This window comes from Borreliella chilensis, from assembly GCA_000808095.1.
GTDB lineage: Bacteria > Spirochaetota > Spirochaetia > Borreliales > Borreliaceae > Borreliella > Borreliella chilensis.
Map to the genome: position 1 here is coordinate 789492 of CP009910.1, position 20957 is coordinate 810448.

Below are 20957 nucleotides of genomic sequence, written 5' to 3' on the forward strand. Positions count from 1 at the left end.
GAGAACAAGTTTAACATGGAGAAAAGTATTTTTTTTATCAAAGAAGGTCCCAAAGAAGTTGACTTTGATATGGAAAAAGTATTTTTAAGCAATGAGGCTGTTGATGTTGTTTCTACAGCTTCGGAGAATCTTAAAATTCTTTTAGATGAAAAGCTATTAAAACTCGATAACATATTAAAAGAAAGACATGGTGAGCTAATTAATTGCTTGAAGGATGTTGAGCTCCGTGTTGAGAGGGTTGAAAAAGAAATGCTTGACAATGGATTTCGGTCTGTTCAAAGAGGTTTTATTGCTTCTTCTGATTTTAAAGATTTTGAAAAAAAGTCTTCTGATATTGATGATTCATTTTCTAAGAAAGATGACAATTTGCCCAATATTTCTATTGGTCAAGAAGAATTAGATGCACTTCTTGAAGGTATCAATTATACCCCAAAAGAGAATGAGGGGGTTCAATATGATGCTAAATTTAATAAAGGTAAAGATTTGAATTTGACTAGCAATTTGAATACGATTGATAGTTTTTCTAATGATCTTATTAAGAAAGAAAATGTTGATGTTAGTGGCGATGATTTGCTTATAGAAGATATAAAGTTAAATAACAGTAAAAGTAATGATGAGAAATCAGATAGTTTTTCTACAGAGTCAGGTAAATATTTGGACTCTATTGACAAAAATTCAGATAATAATTCCTCTTTAAAAATATGTAAATCATGTGAAGAAGGGTCTCATTCTATTACTAATTGCAATAATTCTGGAGAGTTGGATCATTTTGTAGATAATAATCAAAGTTTAGACTTAATTAATGAGAATGAAAGCATTGAACATGAAAATATCGATAATCGTGTGATTCTTGAGGATTCTGGTGAGCGTCTTGAGTTAAAAGAATTTGATGATTTTGAAAGTATTTTAAAAGAAGATTTAGATTCTCAAGTTATTGAGGACTCTTTTTCTAGTACTAAAGAGAAAAATTTGTATGACAAGTTGAAAGGTAAAGTAGATAAAGAAAAAAGCGATGATATTGCCGATTTTGAAAAACCCATTTTTCAAAATATAACCGATGATCATTATTCTTCTAGTTTTGATTTTAATGATGTTGAAAAAGTTGTAAGTAAATTTAATGTTAAAGAATCTCTAAGTAATGTTATGCTAAATAGTGATGAGAAAGCTGTATTAATAAATTTCATTGATAGGGTAGAAAGTGAGCTTGAGTTAAATCCCAATAGGAATATTTTTAAAATTAAACAAGAGTATGAAGTTTTAAAAAAAATTAAATTTTTACTTACTAAAACTTAAAAATCCACTCATTAAAATTTTATTTTAATTTTTATAAAAATTTTTAAATTAATTTGGTAATTAGATGATTTTTTGTTTTAATCAAAATGTTAATGTTAACTTAAAAGATAAATTTTGCCAGTAAAGCTAGGCAACACTTATCTTTTAAGAAAATATTGCCTATTTCACTATTAATTTTGACTATATTAATTTTTATATGTTTTGCTTTTTATTCTTTTTAAATACATCAAGTAAGATTAATCTGTATTGTTGTGATGCTCATGGTGATCTTCTTGATTATCATTGCTGGAAATATTATTTTTTTCTGTTAATTTTTTTTCTAAGTTAAATACATCAAAAAAAGTCCATTTGCTAGTAATGTAGTAATGCTCATCTTTATCTTTTTTAATTAATATATCTTTGTCATTTTCTTCGTTTTTATTAAAGTAAACCTCAATATTGTTAACACTTTTATTGCTCCATTTGACTTCAATTCTGTATTGAAGTTGATATTCATTTATTTTAGATTTATCAATTTCAAGACCATCAGCTTTAAACTCGGCAATAATATTTAAAGGCCTTTCTTTTTTTATTGCTTGGTTATTTAAGAAATAAAGCCCATCTTTAGTGGTAATTTCGTAGTTATTCTTTATATTATTTTCATTTTCCGTGTTAAATTTTTTTATTATCTTGAATGATAAATTTTCTAATTTTGTGTTTTTTTCTTGAAATAATGTAGTATCTGAAAATGTATTATATGAATTGCCTTTATATGATAAGAAAATATTTTTTGTTAAGTAAACATTTTCGTCACTGCCTTTAATGTATGCCAATCTTGAATCGCCTTCTCCTGATTTCCCAACAAAAATTTCTGTTAATAGTTTGTTATTATTATCAAATAATTTGAAGCTTGGGTTTTCCCCAATACCCAGTTCTTTGTGCTTTTTTTGATCCTTACTTACAAGTTTATTTTTTTGAAGTTCGTCTAATGCTTTGATTAGAGAGTCAACTTTTTTATTGTCAACAGGAATAGTTTGTTTGTTATATGTTAATATCCAATCTTTATCAAGTTTTGTTAGTGTTCCTTCAAGTTCTGTTTCAATTTTAGAAATTAAATTTAAGTCAAAATCGAAAAATTTTTCTTCCAGAATCCTTGCTACTTTATTTTCATTTGAAAAAATTATTCCCAACAAGAATGTGGATGTTAACACTACTATTATCAGTATTTTTATTTTTTCTTTATTAATTGAGAATATTTTTGGCTTTGTCATAAACACTCCTTTGTTTTAATTTGCTTTTCTTTTTCTAGTAAATCTAACAAGTCCAAATATTAGTATTATTGTTGGAAGAATAATTAAGTTCACAATTATTAGTGAAAATTTTGCATTGATCATTTCGTTTGAAGAGCTTGTAAATTTTAGTTTAGCTCGCACTTCTCTGGACTTAATATTGAAGAATTCTTCCTTTTGCATTAAATAATCTGAAATTCTTCCCGACAGTTCAAAGTTTGATGGGGAGCCATTATACATATAATCACTAAATATCATGCTTGATCCTGTTAGGATTATTTTAGAATTTTTGGAGTATTGTTCTTTATAAAGGCTTTTAACTTTTCCTTCGATTGCATATCCGAGTATTTTGAGTTTGTTATCTTCAAATTTATTTGGAACTTCAAACGCATTCAAAGATATGTTTGAAAGATTGGGTTCTTTAACTTGCCATGATTGTTTGGAGCTTGAAAATAGAGGTAAGAATTTTACTTCTTCTGTATCTTTTTTTATAAGTTCTAATGAGCTGCTCCAAGGAATTGTAGCATCATAAAAATTTTTTAGTAATAGCATGTCTTTTTTTACAATATTATTTTTATCTATTAAGATCCATGGATAGTAAGTTTGGAAATTTCCACCTAAAAAGATTGTGGGAGCTCTTTTATCAAGAATGATATTATCGTTATATTTTATGCCATAACTTTCAAATAGATCGAATAATTTAGATTTAATAGGAGCTATTCCGTATGGATTTTGAGGATTGTAATCAATTGCGCTTGTTGCAAAAAATATTTTTCCATCATTAACGATAAAATTATCAATTTTTTTTACAATCTCTTCGTTAATTTCTTTAGCGCCAATAATGAATAAACCGTTTATTTCTTTTTCTATTTTTTCTAATTTTTCAGTTTTTAAATCTATTTCTTTTATTTCAATGCCAAATGCTTTTTTCATTATTTCGGGAAAGTTTTTGTGTGCTTCTTTTAAAGTGCTGTCGCCAAAGGCAAGACCCAAAACTTTTTTTGTATTGTTTATTAGTTTGTCAAGCCCATTTGCAAGGTCATATTCTAAATTACTGATTTCTGTTACAATGGGTATTATTTCTCTTTTTCCTTCGTAAATAATTTCAATTCCTGAGTATATTTTTAGTATTGAGAGTTGATTAATATCTCTTAAATCGATTTGCTGAGAAGGAATTCCGATGTGTTCTAATGGGGTTGAAATTTTATCAGCATCAATTTCTTTATAAATTACCTTACCTTGTGAAGCATCAGAAAAACTTATTAAAAAATTTTTTATTTGATTTGGGAAAGCAAAATAGTTTTCTAGGCTTCCTGAATTGTAATAAGTTATATATATTGTTTCATTTGCACTTGAGAATAAATTTTTTGTAACTTTAGATATTGTAAAAGCTTTGTGTTTTGTAAAGTCTATTTTAAAAATGAAAATAGATATATTGCAAAAAATCAAAAAGATTATTGTAAGGTTTAAAGTTAGGTTTAAAACCTCATTTTCTTTATTTTTCATCATTTTATCTCCATTTTTTTAGTGTTATGCTATGCGTGCTTAATATTAGAAACATTATTGTTAATGTAATAAAATAAACAAAGTCTGATAAGTTTAATATTCCCATATTAAAATAGCTGAAGTGATTGGTTATTGAAATAAAATTAAGTATTTCGCCTATTATATTTTCTTTCCCAAAAATCATAACTAATTTTCCAGAAAATAGTATTAATATAAGTGTAAATACTGTTAGTATATAAGACACTATTTGACTTTTTGTAACAGAGGAAATAAATGTTCCCATGCTTAGTACTGAAAGAGAATAAAGAATTATTCCCAAATATTGAAGGAATATTATTCCAAGATCAAATTCGCCCATGAAAATTGTCATTATTGTAAGAGGTAGTGTAAGTGAGAATAGTATCAAAGTAAATATTTTAAGCGTAATAAATTTGCCTAAGACTATCTCTTGAGGGCTTAATGGTAGGGCATAAAGAAGTTCAATACTTCCTGTTTTATGTTCTTCTGAGAATACTCCCATGCTAAGTGCTGGTAGTACTAACATTAAAATAATGGGCATTGAAGAGAAATAAGAGGTAAGAGATGCATTATCTTTAATAAAAAATCCTGATAGAAAAATAAATGAAAAGTTTATGAATATTAAAAAAAATAGCATCACAACGTATGCAGTTGGAGTTCCAAATAATATTTTTAGCTCTTTTTTAGAAAGCGATAAAGATTGCTTTAAATCTATTTTCATTTTTTTCCCTCCTTGGTTAATTTGCTAAATATTTGTTCAAGGCTTTCATGTCTTGGGATCATTGCTTTTAAGATTACATTATTTTTTACTATGTAGCTAAAAAGATCTTCTTCTGTTTTGCCTTGGGACAGTTTTAATGAAATGTTTAAATCTTTCTGGTATTCTTCAATTTGTATTAATGTAAAAATGTCATTTTTGCTATTGAAAAATGCCTTTTCATTTCCAGAATTTTTTGAAACTATTAATTCTATTTCAATTTCTTTAAGTTTATTTTTAATAATATTTTCTTTTGTATCATCAGCAACAATCACCCCGTTGTTGACAATAATTATTCTTTTGCAAATAGATTCTACTTCGCTTAATATGTGCGAAGAGAATAATATTGTGCTTTTTTGGGCTAGTTCTTTTAAAAATTCTTTAAATTCAATTATTTGATTAGGATCAAGACCATTTGTAGGCTCATCTAGTATTACAAGTTTGGGATTGTTTATTAGAGCACCTGCTATTCCTACTCTTTGTTTAAATCCTTTTGAAAGCTGAGAAATTAGCTTATCTTCAACTTCTTTTAATTTGAATACGTTTATTACCTTATCAATTTCTTTTTTTAAGTTTTTAACACCTTTTATCTCTGATATGAACTTTAAATACTCCTTAACAGAAAGTTCTGGATAAAGAGCTAATTTTTCAGGAACATATCCTATTTGTTGTAGTATTTCTTTTGAATCTTCTACAATGTCTTTCCCGAAAATTTTCACATTACCTTTGTTTGGATAGTGAAATGATGTTAAGATTTTAATTAATGTTGACTTTCCCGCTCCGTTTGGGCCAAGTATGCCAAGAACTTCGCCTTCCTCAACTTTAAAGCTAACATTAAATAGTGCTGTAAATGAGCCATACATTTTGGTAACTTTTTCTACATTTATCATATACCCTCCTATTTAATAATAAAGTTATTTTTACTTGCTTCAAGTCTCATCCCATCTTTTGTTAAAAAGATTTCTCCATCTGGATATTCCAATTTTGCCTCCTTTAGTAAGTTTTCGAGATCTTTTTTTAATGTATATCTTTCACTAAAATGAATAAGTCCTGTTTGTAGAACTTTTGCTTGCTTGACAATATTTGCAGCTCCAACAGCTGTTAGGTGTAGCTTTTTATCTGCTTCTTTTTTAAGTTCATTTTTAAATGTACTCTCAATTATTACAAGGTTAAAATTTTTGATTTGTTGTATTAATTCTTTAAAATAACCAGTATCTGTAATGTAAGCAACTTTTAATCCTTTTGTAGGTTCCCCAAGTATTTCTGATGGCTTTATAATTTTCCCGTTTATTATTATTTCCTTCCCATCTTGCAGGTTTTTTCTAACAGGTCCTTTAGGGATATTTAACTCTTCTGCTTTTTTTGTATTAAATTTGCCGGGTTTATCTTTTTCTATAAATAAATATCCAACGCATTCTATTGAATGTTTTAGCCTGGTGTATTCAATTTTTTTTGTTTTGTCTTCATATATTATTTTTTCGGTTTTGTCTATGATTATTTCTTTGTAGATTATTTCATAATTTTTGTAGATTTTAAGCATATCTATATTAGCTTTTGTATAATTTTTTATTCCAACAGGTCCAGCGATTATTAATGGTTCTTTTCGCGTTTCTCCACTTTGTGACATTAGCATTACTATTCCAAGTAGTCCTGTAATGTGATCGGCATGTAAGTGAGTAATGCAAATCATTTTTATTTTTTGCCAAGATATTTTTTGTTTTCTTAAAGACATTTGAGTTCCTTCTCCACAATCGAATAAGAAGTTATCTCCATTGTATTCAATTAGCACAGATGTCAAATATCTATTGTGGAGTGGTCTTGTTCCTCCAGTTCCTATAATATTAATGTTAAATCCCAAAGATTGTGCTCCCAATTTGTTTTGAAAATATTAATTAATTTTAATTGTTTTGTTAAACTTTATTTCATCTTTAGTTTCTCTTTAGATAAAAATTGTTTTAGCTTAACCTAAGTATTATATTATTTTTTTATGAATTTAGAAATATTGGAGATGGAATTGTTTGTTGGCATGGATTTAAAATTTTTGTTTTTAAGAATAATGCAAAATATTGTAGTATTTTACAAATCTTTTAATATTGTAATGATTTGGAATTTTGTCAATTTTTTCAATATTATTAACTAATAAATTTGATAAGTATGGTGCCATTGATATACCTCTTGTTCCAAAACCATTTAATATGAAGATATTTTTATGCTTTGGATGCTCTCCCAAGAAAGGTTCTCTGTCAAGAGTTGAAGGCCTTATGTGTGCTTTTTGATCAATAATTTTGCATTTTTGATTTGTTATTTTTTTAAATTTTTCTAATAATTCTAATTTTGCCCATTCATTTGTAAGTGTATTCCAAGTGTTCCATTCGTAGGTTCCCCCAAGATAAAATTTATTGTCTTTTAAGTGAATTAAAGATACGTGTCTATTGTAAACTTCTTTAAAATTTATTTTTTTGCATTCTAATATAATTATTTCGCCTTTTGCAGGTTCAAATGGAAGATATGAAAAAAATCCTTTGAGTTTTTCTTTATATCCTTTTGCAAATATTAATTTTTCAAATTTGAAATCTTCTATTTTGAAAAACTTTTCTCCAAGTTTAATTTTATTTTCATCAATATTTTTGTTTATGTATGAATTTTTTTTGATAAAATATTTCTTAAGATTTTTTATGTAGAGCTTTGTATTGATCCTGGCACCTTTTATTATCATTCCTCCATTAGAGTCATTTGAAAAATCATAAATTTTTCCATCTTTTATTTTTAAAATAAAGTTTTTCATATTTATATCATTTTCAATTTTAGTAACCAGTTCATTTTTTTGATTTGCACTAGTAAAGGGTCTAAAGATATTTTTTTCTATAAAAAAGTTGGATTTAATAGTTTTTTCAATTTCTTGATAGTAGTTTTTTGCAAATTCAAAAATATGAGGCTCTTTCCAGGCAATATTCATTTTTCTACCCATAATAGGGTTAATAAGTCCACCTGCTATTATTGTTGCTTTTGTATCTTCATCGTCGAAAAGAATTACTTTTTTATTTCTTTTAAGTAGTTCGTAGGTAATGGTACTTCCCGCTATTCCTCCTCCAATAACTGCAAATTCATGATACATTAGAAACCCCTTTTTTAGATTTTGCTTATTTATAAATTTAGAGTATTTTTTGATTATAATGAAGCTTAATTAAATATTTTTATTCGGTTTTTGCTTTTAATAAAATAAGTTTGATTGTTTGGTTTTTATGAGTTCTTGTCATTTAAAAACCTTTTATTTTAAATTATAATATATCATTATGTTTTTATATAAGGGATGTTTTATGACCAGTAAAGAAGATAATAATATTTGTGTCTTGCATGATAAATCATTGGAGTTAGTTTTAAAGAGTAGATCAATAGTTATTGCTGGTGAGATTACTAAGGATGTTTCTCAGTTTTTTCAGGAAAGAATACTGTTGTTAGAAGCTTTGGATTTTAAAAAGCCTATATTTGTATATATTGATTCAGAAGGCGGTGATATTGATGCTGGATTTGCTATTTTTAATATGATTCGTTTTGTTAAGCCTAGAGTTTTTACAGTTGGGGTAGGGCTTGTTGCTAGTGCTGCTGCTTTAATTTTTTTGGCTGCTAAATTAGAAAATAGATTTTCACTACCTTTTGCTAGGTATTTATTGCACCAACCTTTGAGTGGATTTAAAGGAGTTGCTACAGATATTGAGATTTATACTAATGAGTTAAATAAAGTTAAAAAAGAACTTAATAATATTATTTCAAAAGAAACGGGTCAAAAGATTTCTAAGGTAGAAAAGGATACTGATAGAGATTTCTGGTTGGACAGTGATTCTGCAAAAAAGTATGGACTTGTATTTGAAGTTGTTGAGACAAAGTTCCAAATTGAAGAGTTTATTTCTGCTTAGCGTTTTATTTTTTTCCTGTAATTTTGTAGATATAGATTTTAGAATTTTGGAGTTTAAGGCTGCAAATTTTAATTTAAATGATAATTCTTCTCAAGAATTATTAGATTCTGCTTATAATATTCTCAATCAAAGTTTTGATTTAATAGTTATTAAGAACCTTGAAAATAAACATGTTCTTGATTTGATCAATAATAGAGTTTTATTTGGGGCTTTTAAGAATGCTTATTTTATTGACCAGGGGAAAGGATTTTCAATTGGCATTCTGTCTAAGCGTAAAATAAATATTAAAGTTTTAAGTGTGATGCAAGATTATGATGATTTAAAATTAGGATTGTTTGTCAATTTTAAATTTAAGGATAATCATTATGGTCTTGTTATTTATAATTTAAACAATGATTTTATTAAAAATCCTCCTAGTTTGCAAATTAATGAACAGATTTTGCATTTAAAAGCCCAAATAGATAAATTAATGTTTATTTTAGATGGATCTGAATTTGTTATTTTTGATGTATTAAGCAAAAATGGATTTTTTAGTTTAATACATGATTCAAGTAATATTTCAATGTTGGCAAATAAAATTGATTTTAGGGTTTTTTCTAATTTTTTTGCAAGTGTTTCTTTGTATTCATTTATGTTTATCATTACAGATTATTTGCACAGCAATTATGCTATTGAGAATTTTCCTCAAAAAATAGTTATCAATTGAGTTTTTGGATTTGTTTTCTTGTTAAACTTGACATCATAATATATTATTATTATTATATTATTCGATGCCGAAGTGGTGGAAGTGGTAGACACACAGGACTTAAAATCCTGAGGAGGAAGCTCCGTACCGGTTCAAGTCCGGTCTTCGGTATTTTTTATTTACATTTCTCAGCCATTTTTTTGTTTATAAGTATTCCTAGTGTAAATGATGTCCCTAAAGATATAAAAGATGTAAAGTTGATTTTAAAATTTAATCTTACTAAGATTAATATCATTTGTAGAATTGATCCAAAAATTAGACCTTTTGATAAATAAATAAAATTATTTAGATGGTTGTCTATTATTTTTTTAATTATTAATATTGCTGTAATTATTCCTATTGTTGCAGCTGTTGTAAATATTACAATAAGAATAATGTTAAATTCGGATATAATGAGTATTATTTCTTTATAAAAACCAAGTAGTAAAAGCATTGCGGATCCTGAGATTCCTGGCAAGATCATTGATGCTCCGCTTATTGTTCCTGATGATATTAATAGGAAATAATATTTTATTGAGTTTTTCTCTTGAGGTATTTTATTTTGTAAGTGTATATTAAATTCTTTGATTATTAAGAAGAGTATTATAATGGCTACACCAATAAAAAATAATAAATACTTTAATATTTTTTCATTAATATTGTTTGTTTTTATAGATATTTCATTTTTTAGTGTTAGCATATTCCCAAATGTTAATCCTATAAAAAATACTATTAATAATGATTCTATTCTTCCATTGTCAAATGCATAAGCTTTAAATATTTTTGCAGTTAATAATATTGAGGTTAACATTCCTGTTGTCAAAATAGTTAAAAACATTAAATTTTTTTTAATTTCTACGAGCTTTAAAATTTCTGAAATAGAATTTATTATTTTGTAATAAATTTTTAGTATTAAAGCCAACGTTCCCCCAGAGATTCCTGGGATTATATTTGCAATTCCAAGTAAAATTCCCTTGATATAAATATTAAGCATTTTTATTTTTAGACTTTAAGTGTTTACAATTTAAATGCTTTATCTGTCATCACCTTCACCGTTTATTGTTCCATTTTCATGACGTTTTTGTATTTTTTCTAGGTTCGTAAGGGCAACATCTTCAAGAGTAATGCCTAAATTGTTGCTTAAGCTTGATAAGTACCACAAAACGTCTCCAAGCTCTTTTTTGATTGATATTAAATACTCAGCATCAATAATGTAATCTTTATCTCTTCCTAATTTTTTTATTTTTTCAACAACTTCTCCAGTTTCACCAGCAAGACCAAGCGTTGTTAAAATTAATTCTTCTTTTTTATTTTTGTATTTAGCAGTTTTTTTTGCCTTTTCTTGGTATTCATTTAGTTCCATGTTGAGAGACAGTTTATTACAGTTTGTTATTATTTACAAGTCAAAACATAATTTATTTTTTTTATGTTTTTTATTATATTTGATTGATTAGGTATGAAAGTGTTTTAAGTATGAATAAAATTTTTTTTTTATTAAAATTAATTTTCTTTTTTTTAAAAGCAATTTGTATTTTTTCTTATCCAGAAATAAAAAATTTTTCAAGAAAAGATCCTATTTTTTCTGATCTTAGATTTAAAATTTCTAAATATAATAAAAAACAGCGTATTCCTTTGTTTGTTTACTCATATAAAGTTAAAAAAGGCGATACTTTTTTTAAAATTGCTAATAAAATAAATGGATGGCAGTCTGGTATTGCTACTGTTAATTTATTAGATTCTCCTTTTGTAAGTGTTGGGCAAGAGATTCTTATTCCGAGTAAAAAGGGGGTTTTTGTTTTTGATAGTAAAGATTATAGGTTTAATAATTTGCTTTTAGCAACAAGGGATTTGACTAAAGCTGAAAAGGTAAAGATTAAAAGGAATGGCAAAATTTATGAGTTTTATTTTTTTGATTTTTCTAAGAATCCAGATTTTGGACTTTTTTCAGGTACAGAGCTACTTTTCTTTTTAAATTCTAACTTTATTTTTCCTTTAAAAAAATTTATTGTTAGTTCTGATTTTGGATTTAGAAATGACCCTTTTACTGGTAATAAAAGTTTTCATACAGGAATAGATCTTGCAGCTCCAATGAATACGGAAGTGTATTCTTCTTCTTCTGGAATAGTTATTGAAGTTGGATACAATAATCTTTATGGTAATTTTGTTGTAGTCGGGCACAAAAATAATATTAAGTCTCTTTATGGTCATTTAAATTCATATACTGTAAAGACAGGAGATTTTGTGAAATCGGGCGAATTTCTTGGAAGGGTGGGGCAAACTGGACGTTCAACGGGTCCTCATTTACATTTTGAGATATTAAAAAAAAGTATTCCTATTAATCCTTTAAAGCTTTTAAAGTAAATTTTGATCGCAGTCAAGGCTAAGTAAAAGATAATTATTAAATTATAATAATTATTAATTAATAATAATGTATAATTGTTTGTTTTATAAAAATATTTTTACACTTTTTAGCTAAGATTTTGAAAGAAAGTGTTTCATTTTAATATAGTTATTAACCTTGAAAAAGTTTTTGGTTTCAAAAATATACATACGATCTAATTATATGTTATTTTTTTATATTGATTATAATTTGATAATTTAAAATAATCTTATTGTTATTGATCAATGTGATATTCTATTATTTTATTATGTAAAGTTTTTCTTCCTATTTTTAATATTTCAGCACATTTACTTTTATTGTTTTTAAAATGGAAAAGCGTTTGTTTTATTATTTCTTTTTCAGCCTCTTTTAAGCTAATTCCTATTGGTAGGGTTATCTTGAATATAAGATTTTCATTGTTTTTAATTTTTGCCGGTAAATCTTCTTTAGTGATTTGTTTTCCTTTTGACAGTATTAGTGCGCTTTCAAGTACGTTTTTTAGCTCTCTAATATTTCCTGGCCAATCGTAATAATAGAGAGCTTTCATTGCATCATTAGAAAGAGTTTTTTCTTCCCTATTGTTTTCTTTTGCAACATCTTTTATTAATATGTTTGTTAAATGGGATATATCATCTTTTCTCTCTCTTAAAGGTGGTATGTTTATGTTGATGATATTTAATCTGTAGAATAAATCTTCTCTAAATTTTTCTTTTTTAATTTCCTCTTCAATGTTTTTGTTTGTTGCAGCTAGAAGTCTAATGTCAACTTTAATTGTATTTTCCCCCCCAACACGTTCAAAGGTTTTGTTTTGCAGGACTCTTAAAAGTTTAACTTGAATTTCAGGTGAAATTTCTGCTATCTCATCAAGAAAAATTGTACCTTTATTTGCAAGTTCAAATCTTCCTTTTTTTTTGGAAATTGCGCCAGTGAATGCCCCTTTTTCATGTCCGAAAAGCTCACTTTCAAGTATGCTTTCAGAAAGTGCAGCGCAATTTACTTTTATAAATGGCTTGTCATTCCTATTTGAAAGGTCAAAAATAGCATCAGCTATTATTTCTTTGCCAACGCCGCTTTCACCTGTGATAAGAACAGATGCATTTGATTTTGCTATTTTTATTACAAGTTCAAAAATTCTTTGCATTAATAATGATTTTCCCATGATTTTTTCATAGTATTTCAAGTCTTTTCTTATCAGTATATTTTCTAAATTGGTAATTTCATCATTGTTATTTTCTTTTTTATTTAATGATCTTTTTATTATTAATAAAAGTCTTTCAAGATCTAAGGGTTTTATTAAAAAATCATAAGCACCTTCTCTCATGGCATCTACAGCAGAATCAACTGTTCCGTGAGCTGTTAAAATAATAAAAGGTATTTCTAAGTTTTTTTCTTTAACTATTTTGAGCAATTTTTCCCCGGATATTTGAGGCATTCTCAGATCAGATATTATTACGTCAAGATTTTCATTTTCAATTATTTCAAGAGCCTCTTCTCCGTCGCTAGCGGTGAAAACAAAATATCCTTCATCCTCAAGATAAGTAGCAATTCCTTCTCTAATATTCTTTTCATCGTCAGCTACAAGTATTTTACTCATTTTTAATATCCTTCGATTAAAATATTTTTTTTATTTAGTTTGGGGAGCGTAATGGTAAAAATAGTACCTTTATTCTTTGTACTTTCCACAAAAATTTCACCTCCAAGCTCTTTTATTATTTTATAAGAAATGGTGAGGCCTATTCCACTTCCTTTTTCTTTTGTGCTAAATTGAGGTTTAAATATTTCCTCTTTTACCTCATCTTTTATTCCGTTTCCATTATCTTTTATATTGATATGTATTTTATTGTCTTTTTCAAAAAGAAAAATTTCTATTTTTTTTATTTCTTTTTTTGTTTCAAACAACGCTTCTTCCGCATTTTTAACAATGTTTATAATAACTTGTTTTAATAATTTTTCATCAATGAGAATATTACTTATTTTATTTAAATTCAGTAATAACTTTATGTTTTTGTTTTCTAATCCAGGATTTAACAATTCATATACATTTTTTATTACTTGTGTAATGTCTTTTTCTTGTAGGTTGATTTTTATTGGCCTAACAGTTAATAAAAATTCTGTTACTATTTTATCTACTCTGTTTATTTCTTCTTTTATGATTTTAAAATAATTTTCGGCTTTACCGTTTTTCAGTTTTTGCTTTTTAATTTCCTTTTTTAATAGTTGTAAATTTATATCGATTGCCCCAAGGGGATTTTTGATTTCGTGAGCAATGTTTCTTGCATGTCTTGTAAAAGAGGCTAAAGCCTCAACTCTTCTAAACAGTTCTTCTTTCTTCTTTTTCTCTTTAATGTCTTCAATTAAAATAATGTTGCCCTCAAGTTTTTTTTCTTTTACATAAGGCATAAATGAAATTTTAATATATATGCTGTTTGAGATTGGAACTTCTAATCCTATTATTTTGTCTTCTGTTCTAACTAGTTCTTTTATTAAATTTATTAAGATTGGAATTTGGATATCATCAAGAATTTCTATTTTTGATTTAGATGTTAAGGCTAAAATTTGGTATAAAATTTTGTTTGAATAGATTATGTTGTTTTGCTTGTCAAGCACAATAATGCCTTCATTAATTGATGCAAATATTCCGTCATATATTTCTATTTTTTTGTAAATTTGTTCAATAAATTTAGTTTTTTGTTCATTAGACAGTTTGTTTAGTTTTGTTAAAGCTTTTTTAAAAAAGTTATTCATATTTCTTCGTAATTTAGCATCAAGTTTTCTATTATTAATTTTTTGTTTTGATTGTAAGGGCGATATTTGTAAATATTTTTCAAATATTTTGTATATTTGAGGTATTGATTAATATTGATTTTATTTTCTAAAAAATCTTCTCTAATGTTTATTGTAAGTTCGTTTAAAAACATTTTAAAATTTTGATCATCTTTGATAAAGTCGATTTTTTCAAGATTAAATATGGATTTTTTTTCTTTTATTATATTTAAAATTTTTATCAATTCTTTTTTTATTTTTTTTCTTTCTTCTTTGTAAAATGATGCAAAATACTCTTCAATTGTTATCTCTTTGTTTATGAGAAAGCTTTCTTTAAATCTTTGGATTTCTAAGCTTCTCTCTGATTTTGTAAAATTGTAAATTCTAAGTCTTGAAAGTATTGTTTTGGGTATTTTGTTTTTATTTCTTGCTGCCAATATGAAGTAAATATTTGAAGGAGGCTCTTCTAGTATTTTTAAGAGCGAATTGTGCACATTAAATGATAAATTTTCGATTTCGTTTATGTATATTACCTTTGGTTTTTCTTTTTCGGAAAAAATCCAAGCTTGGATTTTCTTTATGTCATAAACAGTAATACTATGACTTATTTCTTTATTTATATTTTCTATGTTTTTTATAAGTTCATTTTTTATGTTTATATTATGCTCTTTTTTATAATAAACAGAATTAATATAATTTATATTTTTCTCTATTTTTTTTAAATTTTTTTCATTGCTGAAATAACATTTGGTAAAAATTACAGTTTTAATGTATTCTAAGTATTTATTTGCTATCTTTTGTGAATTTGTAGCAAGATGTGCTTTTGTTTCTACTGTATCAAAATTTGAAAAAATAAGTAAATTGGGGCTTGTTAAGGTTTTTTCTTTTAATATTTTTTTTGCAAGCTCAAGTGCGCTGACTTTTTTTGATGAAAATTTTTCTCCTAGCAAAAGAATTGCATTTGGCAATGTTTTTTGATCATATTCGTTTATTATGTCTTTAGCAATTTTTGGAAGTATTGTCATTGTTGGTTCCTTATTTTGTTTTTGAGATTTTAAAGAGATAGTTTATTCCGGGGTTTAAATAATCAAGGAGTTTGCTTTCTTTGAGGAAATATTCAGGATTGAATATTTGTTGTGAGTGTATAATGTAAACTACAATTGCAATTATTCCAAAAGCTTCAAGCAGGCCAAGTGCTAAGCCTAGCATTCTATTGAAGAATAATAATTTAAGCTGATTTAATATTGATTCTATTAAGGATTGTAGGATTAAAAATCCTATATGTATGAGCAAAAAAAATACAAGTAGTGCCTGAATATAGGATAGTTCAATAATAGGTTCGACCAATTTTCTAAATTCTTCAGTTTTTTTGTAAAGCAGCAATATTAAAACAAAAACCTCAGCAAATCCACCAATTTCTTTAATAAATCCTCTTAAAAAGCCTCTAAATCCTAAAGATATAAAAATTATTAATATTAGTATGTCTACTATTCCGTTTATTTTTATAGGATCGTTTAATATCATTTTTATTTTGTCTCCTTAATATCTTTTATTAGTAATTGGGCTATTAAAGTTGAGGAATGTTTATTATTGAATTTTTCGATATTTGTTTTTAGAGAGTTGATTTTTTCTTTATCTTTTAAAGTTTCTTTGATAATTTGCAAGATATTTGTATTTAAAATTTCATCTTCATCTATATAAATGCAAGCATTGTTATTTTTTAGTAATTTCGCATTTTTAATTTGATCTCCTCTAGAGCCTTTTTTAAATGGAATCAAAATTACACATGCGCAAGCATTTGCAAATTCTTTTATTGCTCCAGCGCCGGCTCTACTTATTATTATATTGGAAAATTTAACTATACTTGACATTTCTGCTGCATTAAAAAATTGTCTTCTTAAATAGTTATCTTCTCTTAGGTTATTTAAGTTTTTTCCTGATTGATGGATGAGGTAAATTCCAAAGTCCTTTTTAATATTAAATGCAAGGCTGTTTAAAGCATTAGCGCCAAGAGATCCTCCGAGTATACTAACGATTGGTTTATTTGTATTTTGAGTTAATTGCTTGATAATTTTAGGATTTGGAGTTAGAAATTCTTTTCTTATTGGAGATCCTGTAAAAACGATGTTTTTGTTTTTTTTAAAGTATTTTTTACTCTCTTTAAAGCTTATGTGTATTTTGTTTGCGAACTTAGAGTTAATTTTTGTTGCAAGTCCAGGATCCAGGTCCATTTCATGGGTTATTCTTTTGATTTTTAGCAAACTAGATGCAATAATTGTGGGGGTTGAGACAAATCCTCCAGTTGCATAGATGATCTTGGGTTTATATTTTTTTAAAATGTAAAAGCTTTTTATTATTCCAAGGATTACTTTGAAAAAGTCAGTGAAGTTTTGAAAAGAAAAATAGCGTCTAAGTTTTCCACATGGAACCGGAATAAATTTAATGTGATGTTGTTCTTTTATTAATTTTTCTTCTATAGAGTTTTTTTTGCCTATCCAAAAAAATTCAATTTCATTGTCGAATTCTTTTAATTTTTGTATTATGGATATTCCTGGAAATATATGACCCCCAGTTCCCCCTCCTGTAAAAAATATTATTTTTTTATTTGACATATGTTTTTTGCTCATAAAGACAATAAAAGTATTTGCTTTGTAATAGATTCTTTGTATATTTTAGTTTAATAATAATTGCAATGCAATCATTGCCCGGTTGTCTTTGTACTAAAGAAATAGATCAAACCCTTAAACTTAAACTAAATTTAATAAAATTGAAATTTAAAATGTATTTTTTAAGAAATTTTCAATTTGAACCCCTTCTTTTTTTAAAGCATTTTCTTTAATTGAATTTTGTATTATTAGGTGAATAGCTTTTGTTGTTTTTTCTAAAGCCTGTTCTATTTCAAATTTTTCTAAGTATCCTATGAGTAGGCTAGTAAATAGATCTCCTGTTCCACTGAAATCTTGTTCTAATTTTTCTAGAAAAAATTCTGAGTATTCGTTGTTATTAGGGTTGTAGCAAATGTTTCCCAAGAGATCTCCTTTTTTTATGCTTGTAACAACTACTAATCCTTTTGTATCAAGATTTGATATTGCTTTTATGATTTCATCTTTGTTTTTAAGTTGTGAGCTTTTACTTAGCATTTCAAGTTCTGTAATATTGGGTGTTATTATTGTTGCGTATTTTATAATTTTTCTAAACCCACTAATTATTTTATCATCAAACAAGGGATAAATTTTCCCATTGTCAGCAAATACAGGATCAATTACGATTTTTTCAAATTTTATTAACTTAATTATTTTTTCTATTGTTATTTGTTGTGCTTCACTACCCAGAAATCCAGTGTAGAGTATATCAAAGTGTTCATCTTGCTCTTTCCATATCTTAATAAATTTTTCTAAGTGATTAGTTAGATCTACTATTTCAAATTTTTTATAAGCTGTGGTTGCAGAAAGGACCGCTGTTACAAAAGGACACACTTGCATATTAAACGAAGATATTACTGGTATGCACATTGTAAGAGATGTTCTTCCCATGCTTGAAATGTCATGCATTGCTAAAACTCTTTTCAATATTTTTTCTCCTTATTGTGGTTTTTATAATTTTCTATTCTTGAATTTGCATCAATTTCAATTGGACTTTCTCCATATTTTAAATACATATTAAATCCAAGTCCCGCAATCATTGCCCCATTATCTGTGCAAAGGTCAATGGGAGGATAGTAAGTTTGTATTTTAAGCTTATCTATTTTTTCTCTTAAGTATAGATTGCTTGCAACCCCACCAGCTATTACCAATTTGTTTATTTGAGTATCTTTTATTGCTCTTTTGATGGGGGTTATTAGATTTTCAAAGGCGGCTTTTTGGAAGCTTGCGGCTATGTTATTTTTTGTTGTTGGATTATTTTTGTTTTTAAATTTTTCAAGTTGGTGTATGCAGGCTGTTTTTAGCCCTGAATATGAAAAGTCATACCAATTTTCCTTTTTTCTAAAGGTGGTAACTGGAAATTTAAATGTGTTTTCGTCCCCATTTTTAGATATTTGTTCAATGTTTGGGCCCCCGGGGAATCCCATATTGTAATGTTTTGCCACTTTATCAAAGGCTTCTCCACAAGAATCATCTAAAGTTCTTCCAAGTATTTCAACATCATCGAAATTTTTTTGTTTGGCAATCAATGTATGTCCACCGCTTAATAATAATGATATAAATGGATATTCTATTTTTGAGTGCATTAAAGGGGCGTAAAGATGGCCTAGAATGTGGTCAATGCAAATAATAGGTTTTTTTAATGCAATTGCTAGACCTTTGGCAAAATTTAATCCAACTATTAAAGACCCAATAAGCCCAGGTTTAGATGTGACAGCTATTAAGTCAATTTCAGATATTTTAGTATTTGCTTTTTTGAGTGCATTTATACAGACATGCATAATAGATTCAGCATGAAGTCTTGATGCAATCTCGGGTACTATGCCGTAATATTTTTTGTGTTCTTTTTGGCTTAATTTTATATTGCTTAAAATACGAATGCCGTCTTCTACAACAGCTACGCAGCAGTCATCACAAGAGGTTTCTATTCCAAGCACTTTCATTGAATTGTTTCCTCATAAAGATTTAATAAATTGTCAAATTCGAATTCTTGGTTCAAATTTGACGCTTCTTTTTTTAGGACTTTTAGTGTGTTTTTAGACCAAATATGTCCGATTACTTTTACTACTCCATGTGTTCTTGCAATATTTTTTGCTTTTTCAAGCTCCTTGATTACAGATTCTTCTGTGTCTTTGTTATCAAGAAACACATCTCTTTTTTCTACTTTAACTCCAATTTCTTTGCCTATTGTTTCGGGTATGTTCCCGGCAATAGTTACGCTGTCGAAAAAATATCTATTAATCTCTTTAAGCTTTATCAAAATAATTTTCATTAAATCTTTATTTGAAGTGATTAAACTACCCATGTGGTTATTCATTATTTTTGTATCAGGATAATTTTTAAATGTTTTTTCTATTTTTTTGTGTATTTCTTCTTTGTTATCTTTTATGCTTATATGAAATTTTTCTATTGAATTTCTATGTTTTGATTGCATTGGGAAATGTATTATTACTATTTTATGATGATCTTTTAGTGTTTTGTATAAGTTTGTTGATTTTGGTAAAAATGGAATAATAGCATAATTTATTTTAAGATTGATTTTTATAAATTGTTCTAACATAAATTCATCATAACCAACGTCATCAATGATTAAATAAAATTTAGGTTTGATTTTGGCGGTTTTATTTTCTTTGTTATTTGTTCTTATTAAATTACTTTTTTGTATTTTTTGAAGCCCATCTTTAAGTGATGCATTTGCAACTTTTGAATTGTTTTTAAAATATAAAAAACTTGCGAATACTTGAGTTGTCGCAATAAGAATAGAAATTACAGTAAAAATCACAATAACAAGCTTGTTTTTTTTAACATAAAATATAAACATTTATGACCACTGACTTACAAGTAGATCAGAACATGCCATGAATGTCAATGTTGATTTAGCTCTTCTTTTAGTTTTTTAAGCACCCTTTTTTCAATTTGTCTTACAGTTTCTGATGATATCCCAAGTTCTGTTGAAATATCTTTTAAGGTGCTTTTTTTGGGGTTATTGTCTAGGTTGTATCTTTTTTTGATTATATATCTTTCCTTTTCATTTAATTTTGTTTCAAGTATGTAATTTAAGTGTTTAAGAGTTGAGTCTTGCTCAAGGGTAATTTCAGGGTTGAAGGAATTATCCTCATATAGATTTAAGAGCGTTGAATTTTCAGCTCCTTCTATTTCTTTATCCAGAGAATATTCTTTTTCAAGATAAGGAATAATTTTTATATATTGTGCAGGAGATAGGTTGAATCTCTTCATTATTTCTTCTTTTTTTGGAGATTTTTCTTCTTCTGTTAAATATTTATTTATTTGTAGTATTAAATTTTCTTTTCTGTAAGGGACTTTTACCAACCTAGTTTTAGTATTTAATGCTCTTTGTAGAGATTGTTTGATCCAGAATGAGGCATAAGTTGAAAATTTAGTATTTTTGTTAGGGTCATATTTTTCAGCAGCTCTTATTAATCCCAGGTTGCCTTCTTGGATTAAGTCTTCAATTTTTAGTCCCTTGCCAGCGTATCTTTTTATTATTTTTAAAACAAGTCGTAAATTTGCATTTATCATTTTGTTTTTTGCTTTTGCGCTGCCTCTTTGTATTTGTCCAGCAAGTTCAATCTCTTCTTCATGAGTAATTAGCTTGTGTTCTCTTACCGATTTTAAATATATGTTTAAATCCTCGTTACTAAATATATTCATAATAGTATATTTTCTCCCCT

21 protein-coding genes and 1 tRNA gene are annotated in these 20957 nt (G+C 26.8%); 5 read left to right on the forward strand and 17 right to left on the reverse strand.

Annotation, left to right across the window (positions count from 1 at the left end):
* Positions 1 to 15 precede the first annotated feature (15 nt).
* Complete coding sequence (locus OY14_03755) at positions 16 to 1293, forward strand: hypothetical protein (protein AJA90528.1); 1278 nt, start codon at positions 16 to 18, stop codon at positions 1291 to 1293.
* A 236-nt stretch (positions 1294 to 1529) separates the two neighbouring features.
* Here OY14_03755 and OY14_03760 read toward each other — a convergent pair whose 3' ends face one another.
* The 6 genes from OY14_03760 to OY14_03785 all read right to left on the reverse strand — a co-directional run bounded on the left by OY14_03760 (position 1530) and on the right by OY14_03785 (position 7957).
* Positions 1530 to 2543: an N-acetylglucosamine-6-phosphate deacetylase gene (locus OY14_03760; protein AJA90529.1), complete on the reverse strand. Its 1014-nt coding sequence runs from the start codon at positions 2541 to 2543 to the stop codon at positions 1530 to 1532.
* Between the two features lie 15 nt (positions 2544 to 2558).
* Complete coding sequence (locus OY14_03765) at positions 2559 to 4067, reverse strand: hypothetical protein (protein AJA90659.1); 1509 nt, start codon at positions 4065 to 4067, stop codon at positions 2559 to 2561.
* Positions 4068 to 4071: 4 nt separating this feature from the next.
* Positions 4072 to 4806, reverse strand: a complete 735-nt coding sequence (locus OY14_03770; GenBank protein ID AJA90530.1) for a membrane protein — start codon at positions 4804 to 4806, stop codon at positions 4072 to 4074.
* Entirely contained in the window at positions 4803 to 5732 is a 930-nt protein-coding gene (locus tag OY14_03775) for an ABC transporter ATP-binding protein (protein AJA90531.1), read from the reverse strand. Before OY14_03775 ends, OY14_03770 begins: the two co-directional genes overlap by 4 nt.
* Before the next feature lie 8 nt (positions 5733 to 5740).
* Positions 5741 to 6700 carry a ribonuclease Z gene (locus OY14_03780; GenBank protein AJA90532.1) on the reverse strand — a complete coding sequence of 320 codons (960 nt, stop codon included), beginning with the start codon at positions 6698 to 6700 and terminating at the stop codon, positions 5741 to 5743.
* A 189-nt stretch (positions 6701 to 6889) separates the two neighbouring features.
* The gene (locus OY14_03785) at positions 6890 to 7957 is read right to left on the reverse strand and encodes an FAD-dependent oxidoreductase (protein AJA90533.1); all 1068 of its coding nucleotides are present in this window, start codon (positions 7955 to 7957) and stop codon (positions 6890 to 6892) included.
* A gap of 202 nt (positions 7958 to 8159) precedes the next feature.
* On the opposite strand from OY14_03785, the gene OY14_03790 reads away from it, so the two are divergent.
* The 3 genes from OY14_03790 (at position 8160) to OY14_03800 (ending at position 9612) form a co-directional block, all read left to right on the forward strand.
* Positions 8160 to 8756 (forward strand): Clp protease, encoded by a 597-nt coding sequence (locus OY14_03790; protein AJA90534.1) that lies wholly within the window; start codon positions 8160 to 8162, stop codon positions 8754 to 8756.
* 46 nt (positions 8757 to 8802) lie between these two features.
* Positions 8803 to 9462 (forward strand): hypothetical protein, encoded by a 660-nt coding sequence (locus OY14_03795; GenBank protein AJA90660.1) that lies wholly within the window; start codon positions 8803 to 8805, stop codon positions 9460 to 9462.
* A 66-nt stretch (positions 9463 to 9528) separates the two neighbouring features.
* Positions 9529 to 9612: transfer RNA gene (locus OY14_03800), tRNA-Leu, on the forward strand.
* A 4-nt stretch (positions 9613 to 9616) separates the two neighbouring features.
* Here the strand turns inward: OY14_03800 and OY14_03805 are convergent.
* Together OY14_03805 and OY14_03810 are read right to left on the reverse strand one after the other, a co-directional pair.
* Complete coding sequence (locus OY14_03805) at positions 9617 to 10474, reverse strand: membrane protein (GenBank protein AJA90535.1); 858 nt, start codon at positions 10472 to 10474, stop codon at positions 9617 to 9619.
* A gap of 39 nt (positions 10475 to 10513) precedes the next feature.
* The gene (locus OY14_03810; GenBank protein AJA90536.1) at positions 10514 to 10843 is read right to left on the reverse strand and encodes a hypothetical protein; all 330 of its coding nucleotides are present in this window, start codon (positions 10841 to 10843) and stop codon (positions 10514 to 10516) included.
* Positions 10844 to 10953: 110 nt separating this feature from the next.
* On the opposite strand from OY14_03810, the gene OY14_03815 reads away from it, so the two are divergent.
* A complete protein-coding gene (locus OY14_03815; GenBank protein AJA90537.1) occupies positions 10954 to 11841 on the forward strand; it encodes a peptidoglycan-binding protein in 888 nt (295 codons plus the stop codon).
* 254 nt (positions 11842 to 12095) lie between these two features.
* Here the strand turns inward: OY14_03815 and OY14_03820 are convergent, their stop codons facing one another.
* The 9 genes from OY14_03820 to OY14_03860 all read right to left on the reverse strand — a co-directional run bounded on the left by OY14_03820 (position 12096) and on the right by OY14_03860 (position 20937).
* The gene (locus OY14_03820) at positions 12096 to 13454 is read right to left on the reverse strand and encodes an acetoacetate metabolism regulatory protein AtoC (protein ID AJA90538.1); all 1359 of its coding nucleotides are present in this window, start codon (positions 13452 to 13454) and stop codon (positions 12096 to 12098) included.
* A gap of 2 nt (positions 13455 to 13456) precedes the next feature.
* Positions 13457 to 14605, reverse strand: coding sequence for a histidine kinase (locus tag OY14_03825; protein ID AJA90539.1), 1149 nt, complete (start codon positions 14603 to 14605; stop codon positions 13457 to 13459).
* Entirely contained in the window at positions 14602 to 15648 is a 1047-nt protein-coding gene (locus OY14_03830; protein AJA90540.1) for a DNA polymerase III subunit gamma/tau, read from the reverse strand. The genes OY14_03825 and OY14_03830 overlap by 4 nt, the downstream gene beginning before the upstream one ends.
* A 10-nt stretch (positions 15649 to 15658) precedes the next feature.
* On the reverse strand, positions 15659 to 16147 hold the full coding sequence (locus OY14_03835) for a colicin V synthesis protein (GenBank protein ID AJA90541.1): 489 nt from the start codon (positions 16145 to 16147) through the stop codon (positions 15659 to 15661).
* Positions 16148 to 16149: 2 nt separating this feature from the next.
* Complete coding sequence (locus OY14_03840) at positions 16150 to 17235, reverse strand: UDP-diphospho-muramoylpentapeptide beta-N-acetylglucosaminyltransferase (protein ID AJA90542.1); 1086 nt, start codon at positions 17233 to 17235, stop codon at positions 16150 to 16152.
* Between the two features lie 162 nt (positions 17236 to 17397).
* Positions 17398 to 18192 (reverse strand): pyridoxal kinase, encoded by a 795-nt coding sequence (locus OY14_03845; protein ID AJA90543.1) that lies wholly within the window; start codon positions 18190 to 18192, stop codon positions 17398 to 17400.
* Complete coding sequence (locus OY14_03850) at positions 18189 to 19208, reverse strand: protein kinase (protein ID AJA90544.1); 1020 nt, start codon at positions 19206 to 19208, stop codon at positions 18189 to 18191. The genes OY14_03845 and OY14_03850 overlap by 4 nt, the downstream gene beginning before the upstream one ends.
* Positions 19205 to 20086 (reverse strand): sugar deacetylase, encoded by an 882-nt coding sequence (locus OY14_03855; protein AJA90545.1) that lies wholly within the window; start codon positions 20084 to 20086, stop codon positions 19205 to 19207. The genes OY14_03850 and OY14_03855 overlap by 4 nt, the downstream gene beginning before the upstream one ends.
* Positions 20087 to 20130: 44 nt before the next feature.
* Positions 20131 to 20937, reverse strand: a complete 807-nt coding sequence (locus OY14_03860; GenBank protein AJA90546.1) for an RNA polymerase sigma factor — start codon at positions 20935 to 20937, stop codon at positions 20131 to 20133.
* Positions 20938 to 20957: the final 20 nt, after the last annotated feature.